This window comes from Demequina salsinemoris (assembly GCF_000974805.1).
Classification (GTDB): Bacteria; Actinomycetota; Actinomycetes; order Actinomycetales; family Demequinaceae; genus Demequina; species Demequina salsinemoris.
The window spans coordinates 1-20,749 of record NZ_BBQZ01000003.1; the positions used below are offsets into that span (position 1 = coordinate 1).

Here is a 20,749-nt window from a genome sequence, read left to right on the forward strand (position 1 = left end):
GGGGTGGGGCGATGCGGGTGGGGCGGGACGATGCGGGTGGGGACGATGCGGGGCGGACCCCGGCGGAGAGGTGCCGGGGCCCGCCCCGGGTCCCGAGGCGCGCCGACGAGGAGGATGCGTGCCCCGGGTGGGGGCGTCAGCCGCGCGCGCCCATGAGGTGCTCGACGGCCAGCTGCTGGATGCGGACGAAGCCGAAGCCCTCGCCGTCGTAGTAGACGTCGGGGTTGAAGTCCTCGTAGGCCGAGGTGTCGGCGAGGAGGTCCGCGGTGGACTCGCCGGCGGCGAGCGTCGTCTGCGCGAGCTGGTCGTTCTTGGCGGCGAGCAGCGCCTCCTGGACCTCGGGGTCGGCGCGGAACGCCTGCGCGCGCTCCTTGAGCAGCAGGTACATGCGCATGTTGGCCTTGGCGGACTCCCACACGCCGTCGATGTCCTCGGTGCGTGAGGGCTTGTAGTCGAAGTGGCGGGGGCCGGTGTAGGACTGGCCGCCGTCGGGGCCGCCGTTCTCGAGCAGGTCGACGAGCGAGAACGCGTTGATCAGGTCGCCGTGGCCGAAGACCATGTCCTGGTCGTACTTGATGCCGCGCTGGCCGTTGAGGTCGATGTGGAACAGCTTGCCCTGGTACAGCGCCTGCGCGATGCCGGCGGTGAAGTTCAGGCCCGCCATCTGCTCGTGGCCGACCTCGGGGTTGAGTCCGACGAGCTCGGGGTGATCGAGCGTCTCGATGAAGCCGAGCGCGTGGCCAACGGTCGGGAGCAGGATGTCGCCGCGGGGCTCGTTCGGCTTGGGCTCGATCGCGAACTTGAGGTCGTAGCCCTTCTCCAGGACGTAGTCGCCGAAGAGGTTGGCGGCCTCGCGGTAGCGCTCGAGCGCGACGCGGATGTCCTTGGAGAAGTCGTACTCGGCGCCCTCGCGGCCGCCCCACATCACGAAGGTCTTGGCGCCGAGCTCGGCGGCCAGGTCGATGTTGCGCAGGATCTTGCGGATCGTGAACCGGCGCACGGCGCGGTCGTTCGAGGTGACGCCGCCGTCCTTGAACACCGGGTGGGAGAAGGTGTTGGTCGTGATCATCGGGATGACCATGCCGGTCTCGTCGCACGCCTTCTTGAGGGCGTCGATCGCGGCCTGACGCTCGGCGTCGGAGCAGCCGAAGGGGAACAGGTCGTCGTCGTGGAACGTCATGCCGTACGCGCCGAGCTCGGAGAGCTTGTGGATCGCGTCCACCGCGCCGAGGGGGCCGCGCGTCGCGGAGCCGAACGGGTCCTGCGCGTTCCAGCCGATGGTCCAGAGTCCGAAGGTGAAGTGGTCCTCACGCGTGGGGGTGGGCGCCATGGTCGTGCTCCGATCTTCCTTGATCAATAGTTGATGCTGTAAACTTAAAGCCGTCGGGTCGCCCTGTCAAACGCCGCGCCTAGGATCGAGGCCCAGGACGATCGGACGGTTCGGCCGCGTCGCCAGGACATGGACGATGCGGCATGAAGGGCGATGATGACGCGCAGGGCGACACGAGTGGAGGCAGTGGTGACGGACGCGGAGCTGGCGCCCACGCTGGCCGCCGGCGTCGTGGCCGCGACGCCCGCCTCTCTGCCGGGATCCGTCCTGGTGCCGGGCGTCGGCTCGGGCCCCGAGGACACGCGTCGACACAACCTCTCCTCGATCCTCACCGCGGTCCACCACCGGCCCGGCGTGACCCGAGCGGAGCTGACGAGGCTCACCGGCCTCAACCGCTCGACCGTCCTCAAGGTGGTCGCGGAGCTCGTCGACGGCGACCTCGTGCACGAGGTGTCGCCCTCCGAGCACACCGGCCGCGGGCGTCCCAGCTCGCACGTCCATCCCGCGCGGGACGTCGTCGCGCTCGCGGTCTATCCCGACCTCGACGCGGTCACCGTCGGCGTCGTCGGCCTCGGCGGAGCTCTGCTCGGCCGCCTCCGTCGCACGACGGGAGGGCATGCCGCGCCCGACGACATCGTCGCCCTGATCGCCGATCTCGCCTCGGAGGTCCTCGCCTCGCTTCCCGAGCCTGTGGTGGTGGTCGGGGTCGGGTGCGCGGTGCCCGGACTGGTCCGCGCCGCCGACGGGGTGGTCGTCGACGCGCCGCACATGGACTGGCACGACGTCCCTTTCGGCGCGATGCTCTCCGAGGCACTGGGGCTGCCCGTCCAGGTGAGGAACGACGCGCGGGTCGCGACGGTCGCGGAGGCGGTCTTCGGCGCGGGTCGCGGAGTCGCCGACCTCGTCTACCTCAACGGCTCGTACTCGGGCATCGGCGGTGGCGCGGTGCTGGGCGGCGCGACGCTGCGCGGACGCGACGGCTATGCGGGGGAGTACGGCCACACTCGCGTGGACGGCGGCCGTGAGCGCTGCCATTGCGGACGCACCGGCTGCCTGGAGACCGAGGTCAACCTGCGCAGGCTCCTCGCCGCGCTCGGCGCCGAGGACCTGGACCTGCGGGACCTGGACGATGAGCTCGAGGCCGCGCGCGGACGGCCCGAGGTCGACGCCGAGGTCGGCCGTCAGATCGGCATCCTCGCGGGAGCCATCGGAGACCTCGCCTCGGTGTTCAACCCCTCGCTCGTGATCCTCGGAGGCGCGCTCGGCTCGCTGTGGAACGTCGCGTCGGAACGGCTCGCGCGGGCCGTCGAGGCCGACTCGTTCGCGCCCATGACGGGCGGGATGCGGATCGTGCGCGCGGAGCTCGGCTCGCGCGTGCACCTGGTGGGCGCCGCCGAGGTGTTCCTCCTCGCGTACCTGCGCGATCCCGCGCAGCTCGCCCAGCGGGTGGCGGCGCTCAGGCAGGCAGGCTGAGGCGCGGCGGTCGCGGAGGAGGGGTCCGAAGACAAGGGGCCTGACGGGCCGCGACCAGGGGCCAGAGTCATGGTCGGCGGTCCCGCGGCGCGTGCCAGACTGACCGCATGATCACCGTCGCCGTGCCCGACCAGGAAGTTGCCGACGCGCTGGGAGACCTCGGGGACGATGTCCGCCTCGTGCTGTGGAGCCCCAAGGAGACGGACGCCCCCGAACAGGAGCGCGACCGCATCGACCTCGTGTGCGTGCCTCACCTCCACGGGGGCCGTCACCTGTACGCGCGCATGGGCGCGTGCGCGAACCTCAAGGTGATCCAGATCCCGAGCGCCGGCTTCGAGCACGTCGCGCACATGGTCCCCGACGGCGTCGTCCTCGCGAACGCCCGCGGGGTCCACGACACCCGCGTCGCGGAGGCGACGCTCGCGCTCGCGCTCATGGCGCGCCGTCGGCTCCCGCAGTACGTCGAGGCGCAGCAGCGCGGCGTGTGGGAGCAGGACCCGTGGACGCCGTCGCTCGCCGACTCGCGCGCGCTGATCGTCGGCTACGGCTCGATCGCGGAGGCGATCGCGGTGCGGCTCAGGGCCTGCGAGGTGGAGGTCGAGGGCGTCGCCCGGTCCGCGCGCACCGCGCCCGACGGCACCATCGTCCATGTGGTGGGCGACCTTCCGACGCTGCTGCCCGACTTCGACCTGGTCGTGATCGTCACCCCGCACGACGAGTCGACCGACAAGCTCGTCGACGCGGCCTTCCTTGCCGCGATGCCCGACGGCGCGCTGCTCGTCAACGTCGGCCGTGGCAAGGTGGTCGACACCGACGCTCTGCTGGACGAGCTCCAGTCGGGGCGCCTGAGCGCGGCGCTCGACGTGACCGACCCGGAGCCCCTGCCCGAGGGGCACCCGCTGTGGACCGCGCCGAACTGCCTGATCACCCCGCACATCGCGGGCTTCGAGGTGCTCACCAACCGCCGCTACACGGATCTGGTGCGCAAGCAGGTCGAGGCGTTGCGCAGCGGGGGCGAGATCGTCAACGCCGTGATGGTCGGGTCGGCTCCGCGCGAGCGGTAGGGGAGCGGGCGACGCAGGCGTCGCGAGCCGGCGCCTCGAGAGCCGCTGGGTTCAGGACGCGGCCGCGTGCTCCATGGAGTCGCGCCATTCGATCCACGCCGAGACGATCTGAGCGATCTCCTCGCGGTACTCCTCGGCCTCGGCGATCGAGGCGATCTTCATCACGCGGCCGGCCTTGCCTGATCCCTCGAGGTGGGGGAACTTGCCGGGGATGAGCGCGCCGTGGTGGAACATCAGCGTCGCGTGGTTGCGCGAGTTCGGGAAGAACGAGGCGAGATTGCCCTTGTAGGTGAAGGTGGGCGTCTTCCACTTGATGCATTCGCCGATGCGGTCGTCGGACGAGAGCAGGATCAGGCGAACCCGCTGCACGACATCCCTCATGGGGTTGTCGTAGTGGGCCAACCAGGCATCCACGTCGTCATACGCCATACCCCCAAAGTAACCTGTCCGCCTGGAAATGTGACCCACGCCACAGACAAAAGTCGGTCGGATGTGAGACGAGCGCGGCGTTCAGTGTCGCGTTTGGGGTGGTTTGTTCCGTTTCAACGCGGCGAGAGAGGCCTCGCGTTCCGCCTGATGGTCGACGATCGGCGAGGGATACCCGGGCGTGTCGAGCTCCGGGATCCAGCGCTGGGCGTAGCGGCGCTCGGGGTCGAATCGCTTGGCCTGCGTCTCGGGGTTGAAGATGCGGAAGAACGGGGCGGCGTCGCGGCCGGTGCCTGCGACCCACTGCCAGTTGAGCTGGTTCTGGGCATGGTCGTAGTCGAGCAGCGTGCGGCGGAAGTGGTCGGCCCCGCGCTGCCAGGGCAGGTGCAGGTCCTTGACCAGGAGGCTCGCGACGACCATGCGGACCCGATTGTGCATCGTCCCCGTGGCCGCCAGCTGCCGCATGCCGGCATCCACGAGCGGGAAGCCCGTCTCGCCCAGGCGCCAGGCTCGGAAGGACTCGTCGGCGTCGCGGCCCGTGATCCACGCGTCGTCGGGCAGGACCGCGCTGAGGGACTCTCGCTGCGCCGTGGGGTGATGGTGGAGGACGTCGGCGTGGAACTCCCGCCAGGCGAGCTCGGACTCGAAGACTCGCGCGGAGTCGGACCTCACCCGCGCGGTCGCTGCGAGGATCGTGCGCGGGTGCAGCTGTCCGAACGCGAGCGGCACGGACAGGTGGGAGGTCGTGTCGAGGTCGGGGCGGTCGCGCTCGGCCGCGTAGCGCGCCAGGTCGCCCTCGACGAACGCGCGCAGGTCCTCGAGCACCCGCGACTCGCGGAACTCGTGCGTCTGTGCCAGCAGGTCCTCGGCGTCGCCGTGCGCGGCCTGGCTGTCGAGGCTCACGTCGGAGTCGAGCGCGCGCAGCGACGATGCGTCGGCGGCCGGGGCGGGGGCGCGCCAGCCGTGGTCGCGCCAGGCGTGGGAGAACGGCGTGAAGACCTTGTACTCGGTGCCGTCGGACTTCGTGACGCGGCCCGGTGCGACGGCGTACGGGCTGCCGATCAGGCGCAGCTCGCGGCCGTCGGCCTCGAGCGCGGCACGCACGGCCTCCTGCTCGCGGGCCCCGGCCGGGCTGTGTTCGCTCGACGCCCAGACGATGCGGGAGCCGGTCTCGCGCGCGGCCGTCAGGATCACCTCGTGCGCGGGGCCTCGGCGGACGGCCAAGGCTCCGCCAGTGTCCTCGCGCAGGCTCCACAGCACGCGCGCGAGGTGCGCGCGGCGTCGTCCCGACCAGAAGTGGAGCGCGGGGGTCCAGGCGAAGACGGCGGATGCGGGTCCGTCGCCCAGCGCCTCGAGCAGGGCGGGATTGTCCGCGAGGCGAAGGTCGCGTCGGGCCCACCACAGAGTCATGTTCTTATCAAGGCCGCCACGGCCTCCTGCATTCCTCTGCGTGTGGCCGGCGAGTGTCGCATCGTCCCTGCGTTCCTCTGCGTGCGGCCTGGACGCGCGAAGGCCCCTGCGTCCCGGGGGCGGGGAGCAGGGGCCTTGGCGGAGGAGGCGTTACGCGGAGGCGTGCTCCGTGACGTGCGAGCCGATGAACGCCGCGGCGGCCTCGGCGAAGCCGCGCAGGACGGCGGCCGAGCCCTCGTTCTGGACCGAGCCGTCGGCGCCGAACGCGTCGGCGTTGTACTGGAAGAAGGTCTCCGGCTGGCCCATCGTCGGCGCGTTGAAGTGCGCGAGGATGTTGCGCAGGTGCTGCTGCGCCATCGCGGTGCCGGCGGCCGAGATCGAGGCGCCCATCACGGCGGTGGGCTTGCCGTTGAACGAGGCCTGACCCCACGGGCGGGCCGACCAGTCGAGCGCGTTCTTGAGGGCGCCGGGGATCGAGCGCGAGTACTCGGGGGTGACGATGATGATGCCGTCGACGCCCTCGATCGCGTTCTTCCACGCAGTGGCCTCGGCGGGCCACTCGCTCTCGAGCTCGTAGTTGAAGAAGGGCAGCGCCGAGAAGTCGAGGAACTCGGCCTCGAAGCCCTCGGGCAGGTAGGTGGCCATGGCCTTGGCGACCTTGAGGTTGATGGAGGCCGAGGCGGTCGAGCCGACGATGATTCCGATGCGGGGCATGACGAAGTCTCCTCTGGAAAGAGTGATGGGGGTGGGCGCGGCGTCCGCGCCGCTGCCATCTGCAACTTAGATGACTATGCAACTATTCCCAGAGGTTGCACCTTGAAGCAAGTCAGATTCCTTACAGGTGTTGAGAACGTGGCGAGGGTCACTCCCGGTGCGTCGTCCTTCGCCCGGCTACAGGTTCCGGTCCGCCCACACGTCGGCCGCGTCGCGCAGCAGCTCCGCTGCTCCCGGCGCGACCTCGTCGTAGTTGCGGCGGAAGCGCTCGTCGTCAACGTACATCTGGGTGAGCCCCTTGTACGTCTCGAGCGTCGGCGTCCAGAACAACGACACCCACGCGTAGTGCTGCGCGACGATGTCCTGCACCTCGGGGCTGGCAGGCGTGAACCCGACGCGGATCGCCGCGCCCAGCGCCTCGACCACCTCGCGGTGCGCATCGAGGTGCTTCTGCTGGCCCTCCTTGCCCAGGGCCTTCCACCGCGCGTTCGAGCGGTCGACGGCGTCGTCGCCCCAGCGCTCGCGGGCCTCGGGCTCGTAGCGGTCGTGGGCGAAGCCGTCGAAGATCTGCTCGTCGGTCATGGGTCGGCCTTTCTCGAGGGAGTCGATGGTGCGCGCCACGGTCGCGGCGAGGCGCGCGTAGCGGTCGCGCTCGGCGGTGAGGCCGCCGAGGTGGTCGCGCAGCAGGGCGACGACGGTCGCCTGGTCGTCCGCATCGACGATGCTGCCGATGCGGTCCAGGCTCGTGCCCAGCTCACGCAGGGTCAGGATGTGCTGGAGGCGCAGGAGCTCGTCGCGCCCGTAGTGGCGGCGGCCGTCGGGGCCGGTCCAGGCGGGGGAGAGCAGTCCCGTCGCGTCGTAGTGGCGCAGGGTCCGGCTCGTCACGCCGCTCATGCGGGCGACCTGAGCGATGTCCCACGTGGTGTCCGTCTCCGTCATGGGAACCAGCCTAGAAGTTGACGTTGCGTCAAGCACAACCCGCCGATTCGCGCGTGCGCGAGAACACGCATCGTCCCGGTCCTAGACTCGGCCTCATGACAGAGACGCCCGACATCAAGCCCCGTTCCCGCCAGGTGACCGACGGCATCGAGGCGACCGCCGCGCGCGGCATGCTCCGCGCCGTCGGCCTCGGTGACGACGACTTCGCGAAGCCCCAGATCGGCATCGCGAGCTCGTGGAACGAGATCACCCCCTGCAACCTCTCCCTCCAGCGCCTCGCGCAGGGATCCAAGGAGGGCGTGCACGCCGCCGGCGGCTACCCGCTCGAGTTCGGCACCATCTCCGTCTCCGACGGCATCTCGATGGGTCACGAGGGCATGCACTACTCGCTCGTGTCGCGCGACCTGATCGCCGACTCGGTCGAGACCGTGATGCTCGCCGAGCGTCTCGACGGCTCCGTGCTGCTGGCCGGCTGCGACAAGTCGCTGCCCGGCATGCTCATGGCCGCGGCCCGCCTGGACCTGTCCTCGGTGTTCCTCTACGCGGGCTCGATCATGCCCGGCAACGTCACGCTCACGGACGGCACCACCAAGGACGTGACGATCATCGACGCGTTCGAGGCCGTGGGCGCCTGCTCCGCGGGGCTCATGTCCGAGGAGGACCGCCTCAGGATCGAGAAGGCGATCTGCCCCGGCGAGGGCGCGTGCGGCGGCATGTACACCGCCAACACCATGGCGTCCGTCGGTGAGGCCCTCGGCATGTCGGTCCCCGGCTCCGCCTCCCCGCCCAGCCCCGACCGTCGTCGCGACTACTACGCGCACAAGTCGGGCGAGGCCGTCGTCAACATGCTGCGCAAGGGCATCACGGCGCGCGACATCATGACGAAGGAGGCGTTCGAGAACGCCATCGCCGTCGTCATGGCCTTCGGCGGCTCGACCAACGCGGTCCTGCACCTGCTCGCGATCGCGAACGAGGCCGAGGTGGACCTCACGCTCGACGACTTCGCGCGCGTCGCCGCCAACGTGCCGCACCTGGGCGACCTCAAGCCGTTCGGCCAGTTCGTCATGAACGACGTGGACCGCGTGGGCGGCGTGCCCGCCGTCATGAACACCCTGCTCAAGGCAGGCCTCATGCACGGCGACGTCATGACCGTCACCGGCAAGACGCTCGCCGAGAACATGGAGGAGCTCAAGCCCGCCGCGATCGACGGCCGCGTGGTCCGCGCCCTCAACAACCCGATCCACAAGTCGGGCGGCATCACGATCCTCAAGGGCTCGCTCGCCCCCGAGGGCGCCGTCGTGAAGTCCGCGGGCTTCGACAACGACGTCTTCGAGGCGACCGCCCGAGTCTTCGACCGTGAGCGCGGCGCGCTCGACGCTCTCGAGGCAGGCGAGATCCAGAAGGGCGACTGCGTCGTCATCCGCTACGAGGGCCCCAAGGGCGGCCCCGGCATGCGCGAGATGCTCGCCATCACGGCGGCCATCAAGGGCGCGGGGCTCGGCAAGGACGTCCTGCTCATCACGGACGGCCGCTTCTCGGGCGGAACCACCGGCCTGTGCGTCGGCCACATCGCCCCCGAGGCCGTCGACGCCGGTCCTATCGCGTTCGTCCAGGACGGCGACAAGATCACGCTCGACGTCGCCAACGGAACGCTTGAGCTGCTCGTCTCCGAGGAGGAGCTCGCGGCGCGCAAGGAGGGCTGGGAGCCCATCGCCCCGCGCTTCACCAAGGGCGTGCTCGGCCGCTACCAGAAGCTCGTGCAGTCGGCCTCGAAGGGCGCGATCCTCGCCTGATCCCGCGCGAAGCGGGTACCTGGTTGTCGCTTGCGCGGCTGCTGATCTGACGAAGGCCCCCGAGTTCTGCTCGGGGGCCTTCGCGCGCTGTGATGCGCGTCGTCTGCGTGAGCGTCCTGGAGGGAACTGAGTGCAGGATCTGCTTCGGATCCTGCACTCAGTTCCCTCCAGCGCGCGCCGGCGTGCAGCGGCGGACTCGGCGTGGACCAGCGGGGCTCGGCCGGGAACCTCGCCCGGCCCAGACGCGACGAATGCCCCCGCGAGAGAGAATCGCGGGGGCATTCGCGTGGCCGGCGGGGTCTGGTGGACGTGACCGGCCAGGCAGAGCGGTGCTGAGGGGCGCTCCGCCGATGGGCGTCAGACGCCCACGGTCTCCTTCTCGGTCAGCCCCGCTGCGATGAGCTGCTCGGGGCGTGCACCGGGGATGGTCTTGACGACCTGCCTGTACGCGTCGGTGTCGTCGTAGACCTCCTCCTTGAAGACGTTCTTGCGGCCCTTGACCATCTTCGTGATCTGGAGGGCGGCGAGCGCGACGTTCGCGGCGAGCGCGATCGCGGACACGGTGAACAGCGCCGCCGGGTTGTGCGACGACTCGACCGAGAACTGCGAGTCACCCACGAAGGCCGGGACCGCCATCGTGAACATCATCCAGAACGCGAGCGTGTGTGCGCGGTGCTGGAGCCAGGCGCCCTTGCGGATGAAGAACGCGGGGATGGTGCAGCTGATGAGCAGCGCGGCGCCGGCGTAGAACGAGTGGTCGCCCACGCAGTTGTAGACGTACGCGAAGTTCCACAGGTCGTACGCGATGATCCACGGCCAGATCATGTCGGGGTAGATCATGTCCGCGACCTTGTCCTTGGCGACGTAGATGCCCATCCAGCCGGTGATCGCGAGGAGGTTGATGAGGCCCGCGATGCCGTTCATGTAGTTCCATGCGCCGGACAGCATGTACACGCCGTCGACCATGCCGTCGGCGCCCATCGCGCCCACCTGGAAGTCGCGGATGCACGCTTCGAGGATGTTGAGCGCGAGGATCCCGGCGGGGAACATCAGCGCGTACTTGTTTCTCGCCAGGCGCGGGATGTACCGGATCGCGAGGAATCCCAGGCAGCCTGCCAGCGCCGAGTAGACCTTGACCCAGTGGAACCACGTGCCGGTGGACGAGCCCGCGCCGGCCGTGGTGGGCCACACGAAGATCGTCAGCACCACGGGTACCGCGATGAAGAAGAACATGCCGGCCCAGGGTCCGCGGCGCGAGAGCTCGTTGAGCCCGATGAGGGCCCCGAGCACCACGAACCACATGACCCCTTGGGTCAGCGTGATCGATTCGAACAGGAACATTGCTCTCTCCTTGAAAGCGGGGGACTCAGGAGTCCCCTGATAGATCCCGGTCGGGGGCCCGGGTGGGATCGGGTGCGAGACGAAGGGTCTGACGCACGATGTCGGCGAGAACGTCGTCGCCGATGGCTGGGTTGGTGCGCATGACGCCGATGATCCCGTGGAGGAGCATCGCGAACGTCTCGCGCACATGGGTGATCTCGATCGTGTGCCGTGCGGCGTAGGCCGGGATCGTCGTCTCCTCGAGGACGTCGAGGATCGCGGCGATCGACTGGTCGAGGTACCGCACGTACAGGCCGGCGTCGTCGAACCGGGGGAGCGGGTGGGTGGTGTGCGCCTCGCCGTCGATGCGGTGCGGCATGTTGCGGCGGAAGAGCTGGACGTAGCTGCGCACGGCGCCGTCGATGTCGCCGGGGGTGCGCGCGGCGTCCCAGGCGCGCAGCTCGTCGGCGAAGTCCTTGACGCATGCGTCGAGCACCTGGTCGACGAGCCGGTCCATCGAGCCCGCGTAGTGGTAGACGAGCGTGCGGGCGACGCCGACCTCGTCGGCGATGTGCTGGAAGGTCGTGGCGCGGACCCCCTGGCGGGCGAACATCAGCCTCGCGGCCTCGACGATCTCCTCGCGGCGCTCCTCAGGCGCCTTCACCGTGCGGGATCGTCGTTGGTCCATGGTTTGACCGTAGACCTCATTGACATTGTGTCAATTGGGACGGAGGTCCCATCTTTCTGCGGACCGTCCACCATGCGCTCCGCACGGATTCACGCGCGACGCGCGAGCGTGTCGCGGCGGAGGATCGGCGTGTCGTCGGGGTGTCGGATCCGATTCCGTGCGGAGTGCATGGGGCGGGGACGATGCGCGGGCGGGGACGATGCGGCGGTCGCCGGGACCTTGGCGCAAGGGGGCGCCGCGGCCCGGTACTACGGTGGACGTGAACCACCGCCAGGAGGAATCGATGAGCGCGTCCAGGATCAGTCCGAGGCTCGTGCTCGCCTGCATCGGCGTCGGGCTTCTCGCGGGCACGCTGTCCGGGCTGTTCGGCGTGGGCGGCGGCATCGTGATCGTGCCGATGCTGTCCCTCCTGCTCGGCTTCGACCACCGCCTCGCGGCCGGGACGTCGCTCGCGGCGATCGTGCCGACCGCGACGGTCGGCGTCGTCTCCTACGCGACCCACGGCTCGGTCGCGTGGATCCCCGCGCTGATCATCGCCGCGGCCGCGGTGGTGGGTGCGCAGGGAGGGACCTGGCTGCTGCACCGCCTGCCGCTGGACGCGCTGCGGTGGGGGTTCATCGCGTTCCTCGGCTTCGTGGTGGTGATGCTCTTCGTCGTCGTGCCGTCCCGTGACGCGGGCTTCGACCTCACGTGGCTGTCCGCGCTCGGGCTCATCGGCGTGGGCCTGTTCGCGGGTGTCCTGTCCGGGCTGCTGGGCGTCGGGGGAGGGATCATCGTGGTGCCCGCGCTCATGCTCCTGTTCGGCACGAGCGACCTGCTCGCGCGTGGGACGTCGCTGCTCATGATGATCCCCACGGCGGCCTCGGGGACGGTCGGCAACCTGCGCCGCGGCAACGTGAACGTCCCCGTGGCGCTGATCGTCGGCGCGTCGGCGTGCCTCACCACCACGCTCGGTGCGCACGCCGCCAAGCTCATGGGACCGGTCGCGTCGAACGTGCTGTTCTCGCTGTTCATCGTCTTCGTCGCCGGGCACATGGCGTGGGACATGCTCCGCGGTCGCGGCGAGGACCTCGACACCGAGGGCTCGTAGCCCCGAGGCGCGTCACTCCGAGCGATACCGGGCCCCAGCATCGTCCGGAGCCACCGGACCTTGCGGCTGCGGCATCGTCCACCTCGTGCTCCACACCCTCGGCAACGTCTCACAATATAAAACGGTGAACCACAATGTGAGATTCTTCGCCGATTCGGTGAGACAAGCCTCGCTCCGGGCGTACGGTGGAGCCATGCAGGCGATCGTCGTAGTACTTATCGGGCGCGCGGACCTCTAGTCCACGACCCGGCATCGTCCGCGCGCATCCTCCCCGAAGCCTTCCGGCGTAGGGGATTTTTCATGCGGGGCGGACAACGGACGCCCTCGGTTCACAGCAGAGCAGGAGAGAAGATGGCACAGGTGAAGGCGAAGCCCACCGCACCGCCGACCTCGCCGCGCCCGTCCACGTCGGGCGGCGCGACCACGTCCACCGTCGTCGGGGCACGTCCCACGCCGCAGGCGGACCCGGACCCGTCGCTCAACGGCAGGCAGATGACCGGCGCCGAGTCGATCATCCGGTCGCTCGAGTGCGCCGGCGCGACCGACGTGTTCGGACTGCCCGGCGGCGCGATCCTCCCGACCTACGACCCGCTGATGGACTCCGAGAAGATCCGTCACATCCTCGTGCGCCACGAGCAGGGCTCGGGCCACGCCGCCCAGGGCTACGCGCACGCCACCGGCAAGGTCGGCGTCTGCATCGCCACCTCGGGCCCCGGCGCCACGAACCTCGTGACGGCGATCGCCGACGCCAACATGGACTCGATCCCCATGGTCGCGATCACAGGCCAGGTGGGCGCGGCGCTCATCGGCACCGACGCGTTCCAGGAGGCCGACATCGTCGGCATCACCTCCCCGATCACCAAGCACAACGTGCTGATCAAGGACGCCGCCGAGATCCCCAAGGCGATCGCCGAGGCCTTCTACATCGCGAGCCACGGACGCCCCGGCCCCGTGCTCGTCGACGTCGCCAAGTCCGCCCAGCAGGCCATGACCGAGTTCCAGTGGCCCGAGCGCATCGACCTGCCGGGCTTCAACTCGGGCGCCCGCCCGCACGCCAAGACCATCCAGGAGGCCGCGCGCCTGCTGGCCACCGCGCGTCGTCCCGTCCTGTACGTGGGCGGCGGCGTGATCCGCTCGGGCGCGTCCGAGGGGCTGCGCAAGCTCACCGACCTGTCCGGCGCGGCCGTCGTCACGACGCTCATGGCCCGCGGCGCCCTGCCCGACTCGCACCCGCAGAACCTCGGCATGCCCGGCATGCACGGGACGGTGGCCGCGGTGGCCGCGCTGCAGAAGGCCGACCTCATCGTCGCCCTGGGCGCCCGCTTCGACGACCGCGTCACAGGCAAGCTGTCGAGCTTCGCGCCGCACGCGACGATCGTCCACGCGGACATCGACCCCGCGGAGATCGGCAAGAACCGCGCCGTCGACGTCCCGATCGTGGGCGACCTCAAGGACGTGTTCAACGAGCTGGTCCCGGCCCTCGCAACCGAGCACGAGCGCCACGGCAAGCCCGACCTCGAGGCCTGGTGGCACCAGCTCGACGACTGGCGCACCACGTACGCGCTCGGCTACCAGCCGACCGCAGACGGCCTGTCCAACCCGCAGTACGTGATCCAGCGCCTGGGCGAGCTCAACGACCCCGACTCGACGATCTTCACGTCGGGCGTGGGCCAGCACCAGATGTGGGCCAGCCAGTTCATCAAGTACGAGCACCCGAACACGTGGATCAACTCGGGCGGCCTCGGCACCATGGGCTTCTCGGTCCCCGCCGCGATGGGCGCCCAGGTGGGCGTGCCCGACAAGCAGGTGTGGGCCATCGACGGCGACGGCTGCTTCCAGATGACCAACCAGGAGCTCGTCACCTGCGCGATCAACGAGATCCCGATCAAGGTCGCGATCGTGAACAACTCGTCGCTGGGCATGGTCCGCCAGTGGCAGACGCTGTTCTACGAGTCCCGCTACTCGAACACCGACCTGCACACGGGCCACGGCACCGTCCGCATCCCCGACTTCGTCAAGCTCGCCGAGGCGATGGGCTGCGTCGGCCTGCGCTGCGAGTCCGACGCGGACGTGGACGCCACGATCAAGCGGGCCAACGAGATCAACGACCAGCCCGTGGTCGTCGACTTCACCGTGTCGCGCGACGCGATGGTGTGGCCGATGGTCGCCGCCGGCGTCAGCAACGACGAGATCCAGTACGCGCGGGGCGTCGCCCCCGCGTGGGAGCGCGAGGAGAACGCATGACCACCCACACCCTCTCGGTCCTGGTCGAGAACAAGCCCGGCGTGCTCGCGCGCGTCGCCGGCCTGTTCAGCCGCAGGGCGTTCAACATCCACTCGCTCGCGGTGGGCCAGACCGAGCACCCCGAGATCTCCCGCATCACCGTCGTGGTCGACGTGGACGAGCTCCCGCTCGAGCAGGTCACCAAGCAGCTCAACAAGCTCGTGCACGTGCTCAAGATCGTCGAGCTCGAGCGCGACCGCTCCGTGCAGCGCGACCTGTACCTCATCAAGGTCCGCGCCGACGCGCGCCAGCGCGCCGACGTGCTGCAGATCGTCGACCTGTTCCGCGCCCACGTCGTCGACGTGGCGCCCGACTCCGTCGTCATCGAGGCGGTCGGCACGCGCGAGAAGCTCGAGGCGCTGCTCGCGGCCCTGTCCCCGCACGACGTGCGGGAGATCGTCCAGTCCGGCACCGTGGCAATCGGCCGCGGCTCCCGGTCCATCACCGAGCGCGCGCTCGAGCGCGTCGCCGTCACCGCTTGACCCAGACGATGCGGGAGGAGGCGACGTTCTGACGTCGCCCGACCCACGCATCGTCCATGTGAACCCCACCCCGAAGAAGGAGCAAGAACCGCATGGCTGAGATGTTCTACGACAAGGACGCAGACCTGTCGATCGTCCAGGGCAAGAAGGTGGCCATCGTCGGCTACGGCTCGCAGGGCCACGCCCACGCGCAGAACCTGCGCGACTCCGGCGTCGACGTGCGCGTCGCGCTGCGCGACGGCTCGAAGTCGGTCGCGAAGGCCGAGAACGACGGCTTCACCGTGATGAACGTCGCCGACGCGTCCGCGTGGGCCGACCTCATCATGATCCTCGCGCCCGACCAGCACCAGCGCGGCATCTACAACGACGAGATCAAGCCGAACCTCGCGCCCGGCAAGACCATCGCGTTCGCGCACGGCTTCAACATCCGCTTCGGCCTCATCGAGGCCCCCGAGGGCGTCGATGTCATCCTCATCGCCCCGAAGGCCCCGGGCCACACCGTGCGTCGCGAGTTCGTCGCGGGCCGCGGCATCCCGGACATCATCGCGGTCGAGGTCGACGCGTCGGGCTCGGCGTGGGCCACCGCGCTGTCCTACGCCAAGGGCATCGGCGGCACGCGCGCCGGCGTCATCAAGACCACCTTCACCGAGGAGACCGAGACCGACCTGTTCGGCGAGCAGGCCGTCCTGTGCGGTGGCATGTCGCACCTGGTCCAGACCGGATTCGAGGTCCTCACCGAGGCCGGCTACCAGCCCGAGATCGCCTACTTCGAGGTCCTCCACGAGATGAAGCTGATCGTGGACCTCATGTGGGAGGGCGGCATCGCCAAGCAGCGCTGGTCGATCTCCGACACCGCGGAGTACGGCGACTACGTCTCCGGCCCGCGCGTCATCACCCCCGAGACGAAGGCCGCCATGCAGGGAATCCTCGCCGACATCCAGTCCGGTGCGTTCGCCGAGCGCTTCATCGCCGACCAGGACGCGGGCGCGCCCGAGTTCACGGCGCTGCGCGAGAAGGAGGAGTCGCACCCGATCGAGAAGACCGGCAAGGAGCTCCGCGCCCTGTTCTCGTGGTCGGACGCCAAGGTGGACGAGGACTACGTCGACGGCTCGGCCGCGCGCTGATCAGCGCTTGAGCCTGGCCTGAGCGCTGATCGCGCTCCGGCCGACAGAAGGGGAGGTCCCACAGGGCCTCCCCTTCGTCGTGTCTGGGGCAGGGGCCGGCGTTGGGGGGCAGGGGCGATGCCGGGGTTGGGTCACGTGGACGATGCGTCGTCCGGATCGCCGTAGGCGCCGCACGTCGCGCGCCAGTCGCCACCGTCCGGAAGGAAGGCGTCCCACTCGGCGTGCGTGAGGTTCCGGCCTGCCACGTCGCAGGCCGCCTCCGCCAGGTGCGACGGGTCGAGGTCCCAGATCGCGACGCCCTGCTCGACGTTGATGGCGAGCCTCGCGCCGTCGGGGCTGAGCCAGGCCTGACGGGCGCCGAACGACGACGCGTCGAAGGGGATCCCGATGCGTTCTCCGGTGTCCATCGAGAACAGGGCCGCGCTGCCGTCGTTGGCCGACACGAGGAACATCGTCGCGTCGGAGCTCACCTGGAGCCCCGTCACGCTCGCGCGCGCCACGCGCGTACCGCCGAGGAGTTCGAGGTTGGGGCCGAATCGACTGACCGAGCGCACCGAGTCCGCGGTGTTGGCGACGATCCGACCGTCGGGGGACTCCTCGGCTCCCGCGAGGCCGTCTCCCGGGGGCGCGAGCGCTTCGCCCGTGACCCCGTCGAACACCTCGGTGCGCACGCCGCCCTGGTAGCCGGCGGTGACAGCGACCTGCGCGCCTCCCGCCGAGGTCGACACGTAGAACGGCCACCCGTCCACCTGGAGCGTCGGCTCGATGCGGCGCCCGGTCGACGTGTCGTAAGTCGCCACGGTGCCATCCGCGAACGTGGCGTACGCGCGCGTGCGGTCGGCGCTCGGGAACACCTGCATCGCGTCCAGCGAGATCGAGTCGGTCTCCACCGCCTCGCCGGTGGCGACGTCGGCGACGACGAGCGCGTCCTCCCCGGGCGAGTAGCCGAGCACCGATCCGGGGCCGAACCAGCCGACGCCCTCGAGCGAGTTGTCGATCCTTCCACTGACCGAGTCGCGCTCGACGTCCCAGGCGGCGAATCCGTCGAAGAGGTAGAAGGTGTTCGCCGCGGGGTCGCGCAGAGCCGTCAGGATCATGGACCCGTCGCCGCTCCAGCCGTCGGTCATGAAGCGGCCACGGGCGACGAGGCGCGTGACCGGACCGGTCCCGTCGAGGCTCCACCGCGTGAGCGTCGAACGGTCCGCCGCGAAGGTCACCAACGTCGACTCGTCCGGTGTCAACGCGATCGTGCCGACGTTGCCCTGCTGCGGCGCGAAGTCCCGACCGGTGGCCGCCCCGGAGTCGAGATCGTAGGTCTCGATGATTCCGTCGACGCCACCGCAGAGGACCCACCGGTGGATCGGCGCGATCGCGAACCACTGGCACATGCCCTGGTCGCCGCTTCGGCGAGGGGCCGTCCAGATCGGCGCTCCGGCCTCGAGGTCGTATGCCATGACGCCCTCGTCGCCGGCGGTGACGAACTGTCCCTCGGGGCCGAGCGCCGCCGCAATGTTCGAGTAGCGTCTCGTTCCGGGAAGCGCGGATGTCGGTCCAGGAAGCGTCGACAGGACCCGAGCCGTGGCCGCATCGACGGTGAGGATGTCCCCGTCGAGCGTGGTGACCGCGACCATGTCGTCGTTCAACCAGGCGGTGGCACCAGGGTAGACCGACCCGGTGTCGTCGACGGTGAGGGTCGGCTCAGGGTCAATGCTGCCGACGATCGTCCCGGAGACGGTCTCCACGATCGTGAGGCCTCCATCGAAGGGGTCGACGGTCGCGGCGTACGCGCCGTCCGGGCTCAGTGCGAGGGTGCGCATGCGCTGACCCGTGAGCGGCATCGGGGTCACCGACAACTCCTCGCCCGAGGCCAGGTCGTACGTCGCGAGCAGGAGGCATCCGACATCGAGGTCGCAGATCTGATCGGCGCCGAGCGAGGTCTCGGTGGGTCCGAGCAGCGCCGCAGTGCTTCCGTCGGCGCTGACGGCGAGGTCGGCTCCGATCTGAGCGTTCCAGCTCACGCTCGTGGGGATGACGTCCTCGATCTCCGTGGACTCCGGGTCCCTCAGCTGGATGCCCGCGGCGGTGGCAGTCATGATCGCGCTGCCGTCGGGCAGCAGCGTGCTCGAGGCGAAGCCGTCGACGCCGAGATCCGTGGTCCCGCGGTACCCAGGGTCGGTGGCGAATGCGGTGAGCAGCGAGCCGAACGAGGCCTGCGATTCGGGATCCCGACGGTAGGCCTCCACGGCGAGCAGCATTCCGACATCGGGGGCCGCCTGAAGCTGTGCCGCGGAGTCGGCGACGAGTGACTCCAGCTGTGCGGCGGCGCCCCGCGCGTCGGCCACTCGCGACAACGTCGCCGCCGAGACGAGGGCGATGATCGCGACCGCTGCGGCTGCGGCTGCGCCGACGCGCAGGCGTCTGGCTCGCGACTGCGCGGCGGCCTGCCGCCGATCCGCCTCAGCCGACTCCTTGGCGGCCGAGGTCTCCTCCTCGAGCGACGCCGCGAGGAACTGGCGCTCCGTCGGGGTGAGGGCATCCGGGGTGCGGCGGGCCCAGTCCAGAGCGACGCTCAGCCGGGTGCCCCGGTACAGGTCCGATGCGACCCGGCCCAGCTGGTCCCAGGTGGACGCGGAGGTCGCGAGGTGATCGAGCACGCGCTGTCCCTCGATGTCCGCCTCGAGCCAGCCGCGCAGCCGAGGCCAGGCGCGCACGAGCGACTCGTGGGCGAGCTCCGCCTGGCCGCTTCTCATCGTGATCAGCCGAGCGCCGACGAGCTTGCCGAGCACCTCTCCCGTCTGGCCCTCGCCGAGCGCGCGAGTGTCGAGCGAATGGGTGGTCACGGTGCCCGATCCGGCGAGCGAGCAGAGCCGCCGGAGGATCAGCTCGCATTGGCGTCGTTCTCCAGCAGTGAGGTTCGTGTAGAGCAGCTCGGCGGATGCGGCGACGGCGCCCCGCAAGCCACCGGAGGCGGTGTAGGCGTCGATCGTCAGGGTGGACCCTTCGCGGCGCACCCAGGTCTCGGCGAGAGCGTGCGACAGCAGTGGCAGCGCGCCTGCCGCGCCTTCGGCGTCGGCGAGCGCCACGTCGGCGAAGCCGTGCTCAAGCGTGAGGTGCGCCCTCTCGGCGGGCCCCTCGATCGCCTCCCGCAGCGACTGGTGCCCGAGCGGGGTCACGAGATGGAGGCCGGACAGGGCGTGCGGGCCGAGCGCCTCGTCGCCGGCGAGGGGGTCCAGCGCGTCCGCGCGGACGACGACGATGACCCGTCCGCCCACCGCGTGATGGCCGTCGATCGCGTCGAAGATCTCTCGGGCGGTGCCTGGCGGGAAGGTCGGAGCGAACACGGCCTCGAGGTGGTCGACCACCAGCACATGGCGGGGATCGAGGCTTCGGACACGCGCGGGCAGAGAGGCGTCGGGGGCGACAGCGGTGACGAGATCGCCGCGAGACTCGAGCACGGGTTGGATGCCCGCGCCGAGGAGCGAGGACTTGCCCGAGCCGGACGCGCCGGCGAGGACCAGGAAGCGGGTGCGCGCGAGCAGCCCCACGGCACGGGCGATGTCCTCGTCCCGCGCGAAGAAGAGGTCGGCGTCCTCGGGACCGTACGCGGTGAGGCCCTTGTAGGGGCACTCGGAGGCGGGCGCCGGCGCGGGAGAGGCCGCGAGCAGCCCCGCATCGTGGCTGAGGATCGCCGCCTCGAGTCCGGTGAGCGAAGGTCCTGGATCGATGCCGAGCTCCTCGACCAGGGTCCGCATGCCCCGGCGGACGGTGGCGAGCGCGTCGGCCTGCCTCTCGCATCGGTACTGAGCGAGCGCGAGCGCGTGCCAGCGGCGCTCGCGGAAGGGGTCCGCTCGCACGAGCGTCGCCGCCTGCTCGGCGACACCTCGGTGGTCGCCGGCCGCGAGCCGCGATTCGAGCAGATCGTCCAGCGCTGCCGCGCGAAGCTCGGTGAAGCGCTCCGACTCGTCGTGCGCGGGCGGCCAGTCCGCGAGGTCCACGTAGGGCGTGTCGCTCCAGAGGGCCAGAGCGCGCTCGAACGTGGTCACGGCGCGCATGTGCTCCCCGGCCTCCGCATAGGAGCGTGCCCGCGCGAGCGCTTCCTCGAAGGCGTCGGCGTCGACCTCGACGCCCGTGCCCGTGAACCGGTACCCGCCGCTCACGGTGACGATCGCATCGTCCCCGAGCGCGCGGCGAAGGTGCCCGATCGCGGCCTGCACCTGCTTCGGCCACGTCGTGGGAGGCGCCTCGCCCCACACCGCCTCCGCGATCTCGGAGGGCGCGATGGTCCCAGGCCTGCTGACCAGCAGCGCCTCCAGGACCGCGCGATCGCGGGGGCTGACCCCCTGCCGCACCGCGCTCTCCTGGCAGACCAGGACGCAGATCCCCTCCATGAGATCGAGTGTCGGACCGGGCCCGGACGTCGTCAATTGATGCGTCAACAGTGCATACCGCGCGCATACCGGTCGCGTGGCGCCGCATACCTGGCGAAGACGATGCCGAGGTGACGTGGAGCCGACTCGAGGGGAGGAACCATGACGATCGGGTTGCAGGTGAGCGGTGCGCGAGGGCGCACGAAGATCCCATGCGCGCCGGAGGGTGTCGCGAGGGACATGGAC

At 70.3% G+C, this 20,749-nt stretch carries 15 protein-coding genes; 7 read left to right on the forward strand and 8 right to left on the reverse strand.

What is annotated here, in order from left to right:
* Nucleotides 1–136: 136 nt before the first annotated feature.
* Nucleotides 137–1,330: a xylose isomerase gene (gene xylA, locus AOP78_RS06950; RefSeq protein ID WP_062202636.1), complete on the reverse strand. Its 1,194-nt coding sequence runs from the start codon at nt 1,328–1,330 to the stop codon at nt 137–139.
* Between the two features lie 189 nt (nt 1,331–1,519).
* Here xylA and AOP78_RS06955 point away from each other — a divergent pair, with 189 nt between their 5' ends.
* Both AOP78_RS06955 and AOP78_RS06960 read left to right on the forward strand, forming a co-directional pair.
* Complete coding sequence (locus AOP78_RS06955) at nt 1,520–2,803, forward strand: ROK family transcriptional regulator (protein ID WP_160297605.1); 1,284 nt, start codon at nt 1,520–1,522, stop codon at nt 2,801–2,803.
* A 107-nt stretch (nt 2,804–2,910) separates the two neighbouring features.
* On the forward strand, nt 2,911–3,867 hold the full coding sequence (locus AOP78_RS06960) for a 2-hydroxyacid dehydrogenase (protein ID WP_062202639.1): 957 nt from the start codon (nt 2,911–2,913) through the stop codon (nt 3,865–3,867).
* Between the two features lie 51 nt (nt 3,868–3,918).
* Here AOP78_RS06960 and AOP78_RS06965 read toward each other — a convergent pair whose 3' ends face one another.
* The 4 genes from AOP78_RS06965 to AOP78_RS06980 all read right to left on the reverse strand — a co-directional run bounded on the left by AOP78_RS06965 (nt 3,919) and on the right by AOP78_RS06980 (nt 7,356).
* Nucleotides 3,919–4,296 (reverse strand): DUF1801 domain-containing protein, encoded by a 378-nt coding sequence (locus AOP78_RS06965; protein WP_062202641.1) that lies wholly within the window; start codon nt 4,294–4,296, stop codon nt 3,919–3,921.
* An 81-nt stretch (nt 4,297–4,377) separates the two neighbouring features.
* The gene (locus AOP78_RS06970) at nt 4,378–5,703 is read right to left on the reverse strand and encodes a cryptochrome/photolyase family protein (protein WP_062202643.1); all 1,326 of its coding nucleotides are present in this window, start codon (nt 5,701–5,703) and stop codon (nt 4,378–4,380) included.
* Nucleotides 5,704–5,853: 150 nt separating this feature from the next.
* Entirely contained in the window at nt 5,854–6,417 is a 564-nt protein-coding gene (locus AOP78_RS06975) for an NADPH-dependent FMN reductase (RefSeq protein ID WP_062202645.1), read from the reverse strand.
* Between the two features lie 177 nt (nt 6,418–6,594).
* On the reverse strand, nt 6,595–7,356 hold the full coding sequence (locus AOP78_RS06980; RefSeq protein WP_062202647.1) for a MerR family transcriptional regulator: 762 nt from the start codon (nt 7,354–7,356) through the stop codon (nt 6,595–6,597).
* A 95-nt stretch (nt 7,357–7,451) separates the two neighbouring features.
* Here AOP78_RS06980 and ilvD point away from each other — a divergent pair, with 95 nt between their 5' ends.
* Nucleotides 7,452–9,149 carry a dihydroxy-acid dehydratase gene (ilvD, locus tag AOP78_RS06985; RefSeq protein ID WP_062202650.1) on the forward strand — a complete coding sequence of 566 codons (1,698 nt, stop codon included), beginning with the start codon at nt 7,452–7,454 and terminating at the stop codon, nt 9,147–9,149.
* A 357-nt stretch (nt 9,150–9,506) separates the two neighbouring features.
* On the opposite strand, the gene AOP78_RS06990 is transcribed toward ilvD, so the two are convergent.
* Nucleotides 9,507–10,490, reverse strand: coding sequence for a DUF5692 family protein (locus AOP78_RS06990; RefSeq protein WP_062202652.1), 984 nt, complete (start codon nt 10,488–10,490; stop codon nt 9,507–9,509).
* Nucleotides 10,491–10,515: 25 nt separating this feature from the next.
* The gene (locus AOP78_RS06995; RefSeq protein WP_062202654.1) at nt 10,516–11,157 is read right to left on the reverse strand and encodes a TetR/AcrR family transcriptional regulator; all 642 of its coding nucleotides are present in this window, start codon (nt 11,155–11,157) and stop codon (nt 10,516–10,518) included.
* 283 nt (nt 11,158–11,440) lie between these two features.
* Here AOP78_RS06995 and AOP78_RS07000 point away from each other — a divergent pair, with 283 nt between their 5' ends.
* The 4 genes from AOP78_RS07000 (at nt 11,441) to ilvC (ending at nt 16,136) form a co-directional block, all read left to right on the forward strand.
* On the forward strand, nt 11,441–12,247 hold the full coding sequence (locus tag AOP78_RS07000; protein WP_062202656.1) for a sulfite exporter TauE/SafE family protein: 807 nt from the start codon (nt 11,441–11,443) through the stop codon (nt 12,245–12,247).
* Between the two features lie 351 nt (nt 12,248–12,598).
* Nucleotides 12,599–14,491 carry an acetolactate synthase large subunit gene (locus AOP78_RS07005; protein ID WP_062202658.1) on the forward strand — a complete coding sequence of 631 codons (1,893 nt, stop codon included), beginning with the start codon at nt 12,599–12,601 and terminating at the stop codon, nt 14,489–14,491.
* The gene (gene ilvN / locus AOP78_RS07010; RefSeq protein WP_062202659.1) at nt 14,488–15,012 is read left to right on the forward strand and encodes an acetolactate synthase small subunit; all 525 of its coding nucleotides are present in this window, start codon (nt 14,488–14,490) and stop codon (nt 15,010–15,012) included. The genes AOP78_RS07005 and ilvN overlap by 4 nt, the downstream gene beginning before the upstream one ends.
* A gap of 92 nt (nt 15,013–15,104) precedes the next feature.
* Nucleotides 15,105–16,136 carry a ketol-acid reductoisomerase gene (gene ilvC / locus AOP78_RS07015; RefSeq protein WP_062202661.1) on the forward strand — a complete coding sequence of 344 codons (1,032 nt, stop codon included), beginning with the start codon at nt 15,105–15,107 and terminating at the stop codon, nt 16,134–16,136.
* Nucleotides 16,137–16,267: 131 nt separating this feature from the next.
* On the opposite strand, the gene AOP78_RS07020 is transcribed toward ilvC, so the two are convergent.
* A complete protein-coding gene (locus AOP78_RS07020; RefSeq protein ID WP_062202663.1) occupies nt 16,268–20,524 on the reverse strand; it encodes an nSTAND1 domain-containing NTPase in 4,257 nt (1,418 codons plus the stop codon).
* Nucleotides 20,525–20,749: the final 225 nt, after the last annotated feature.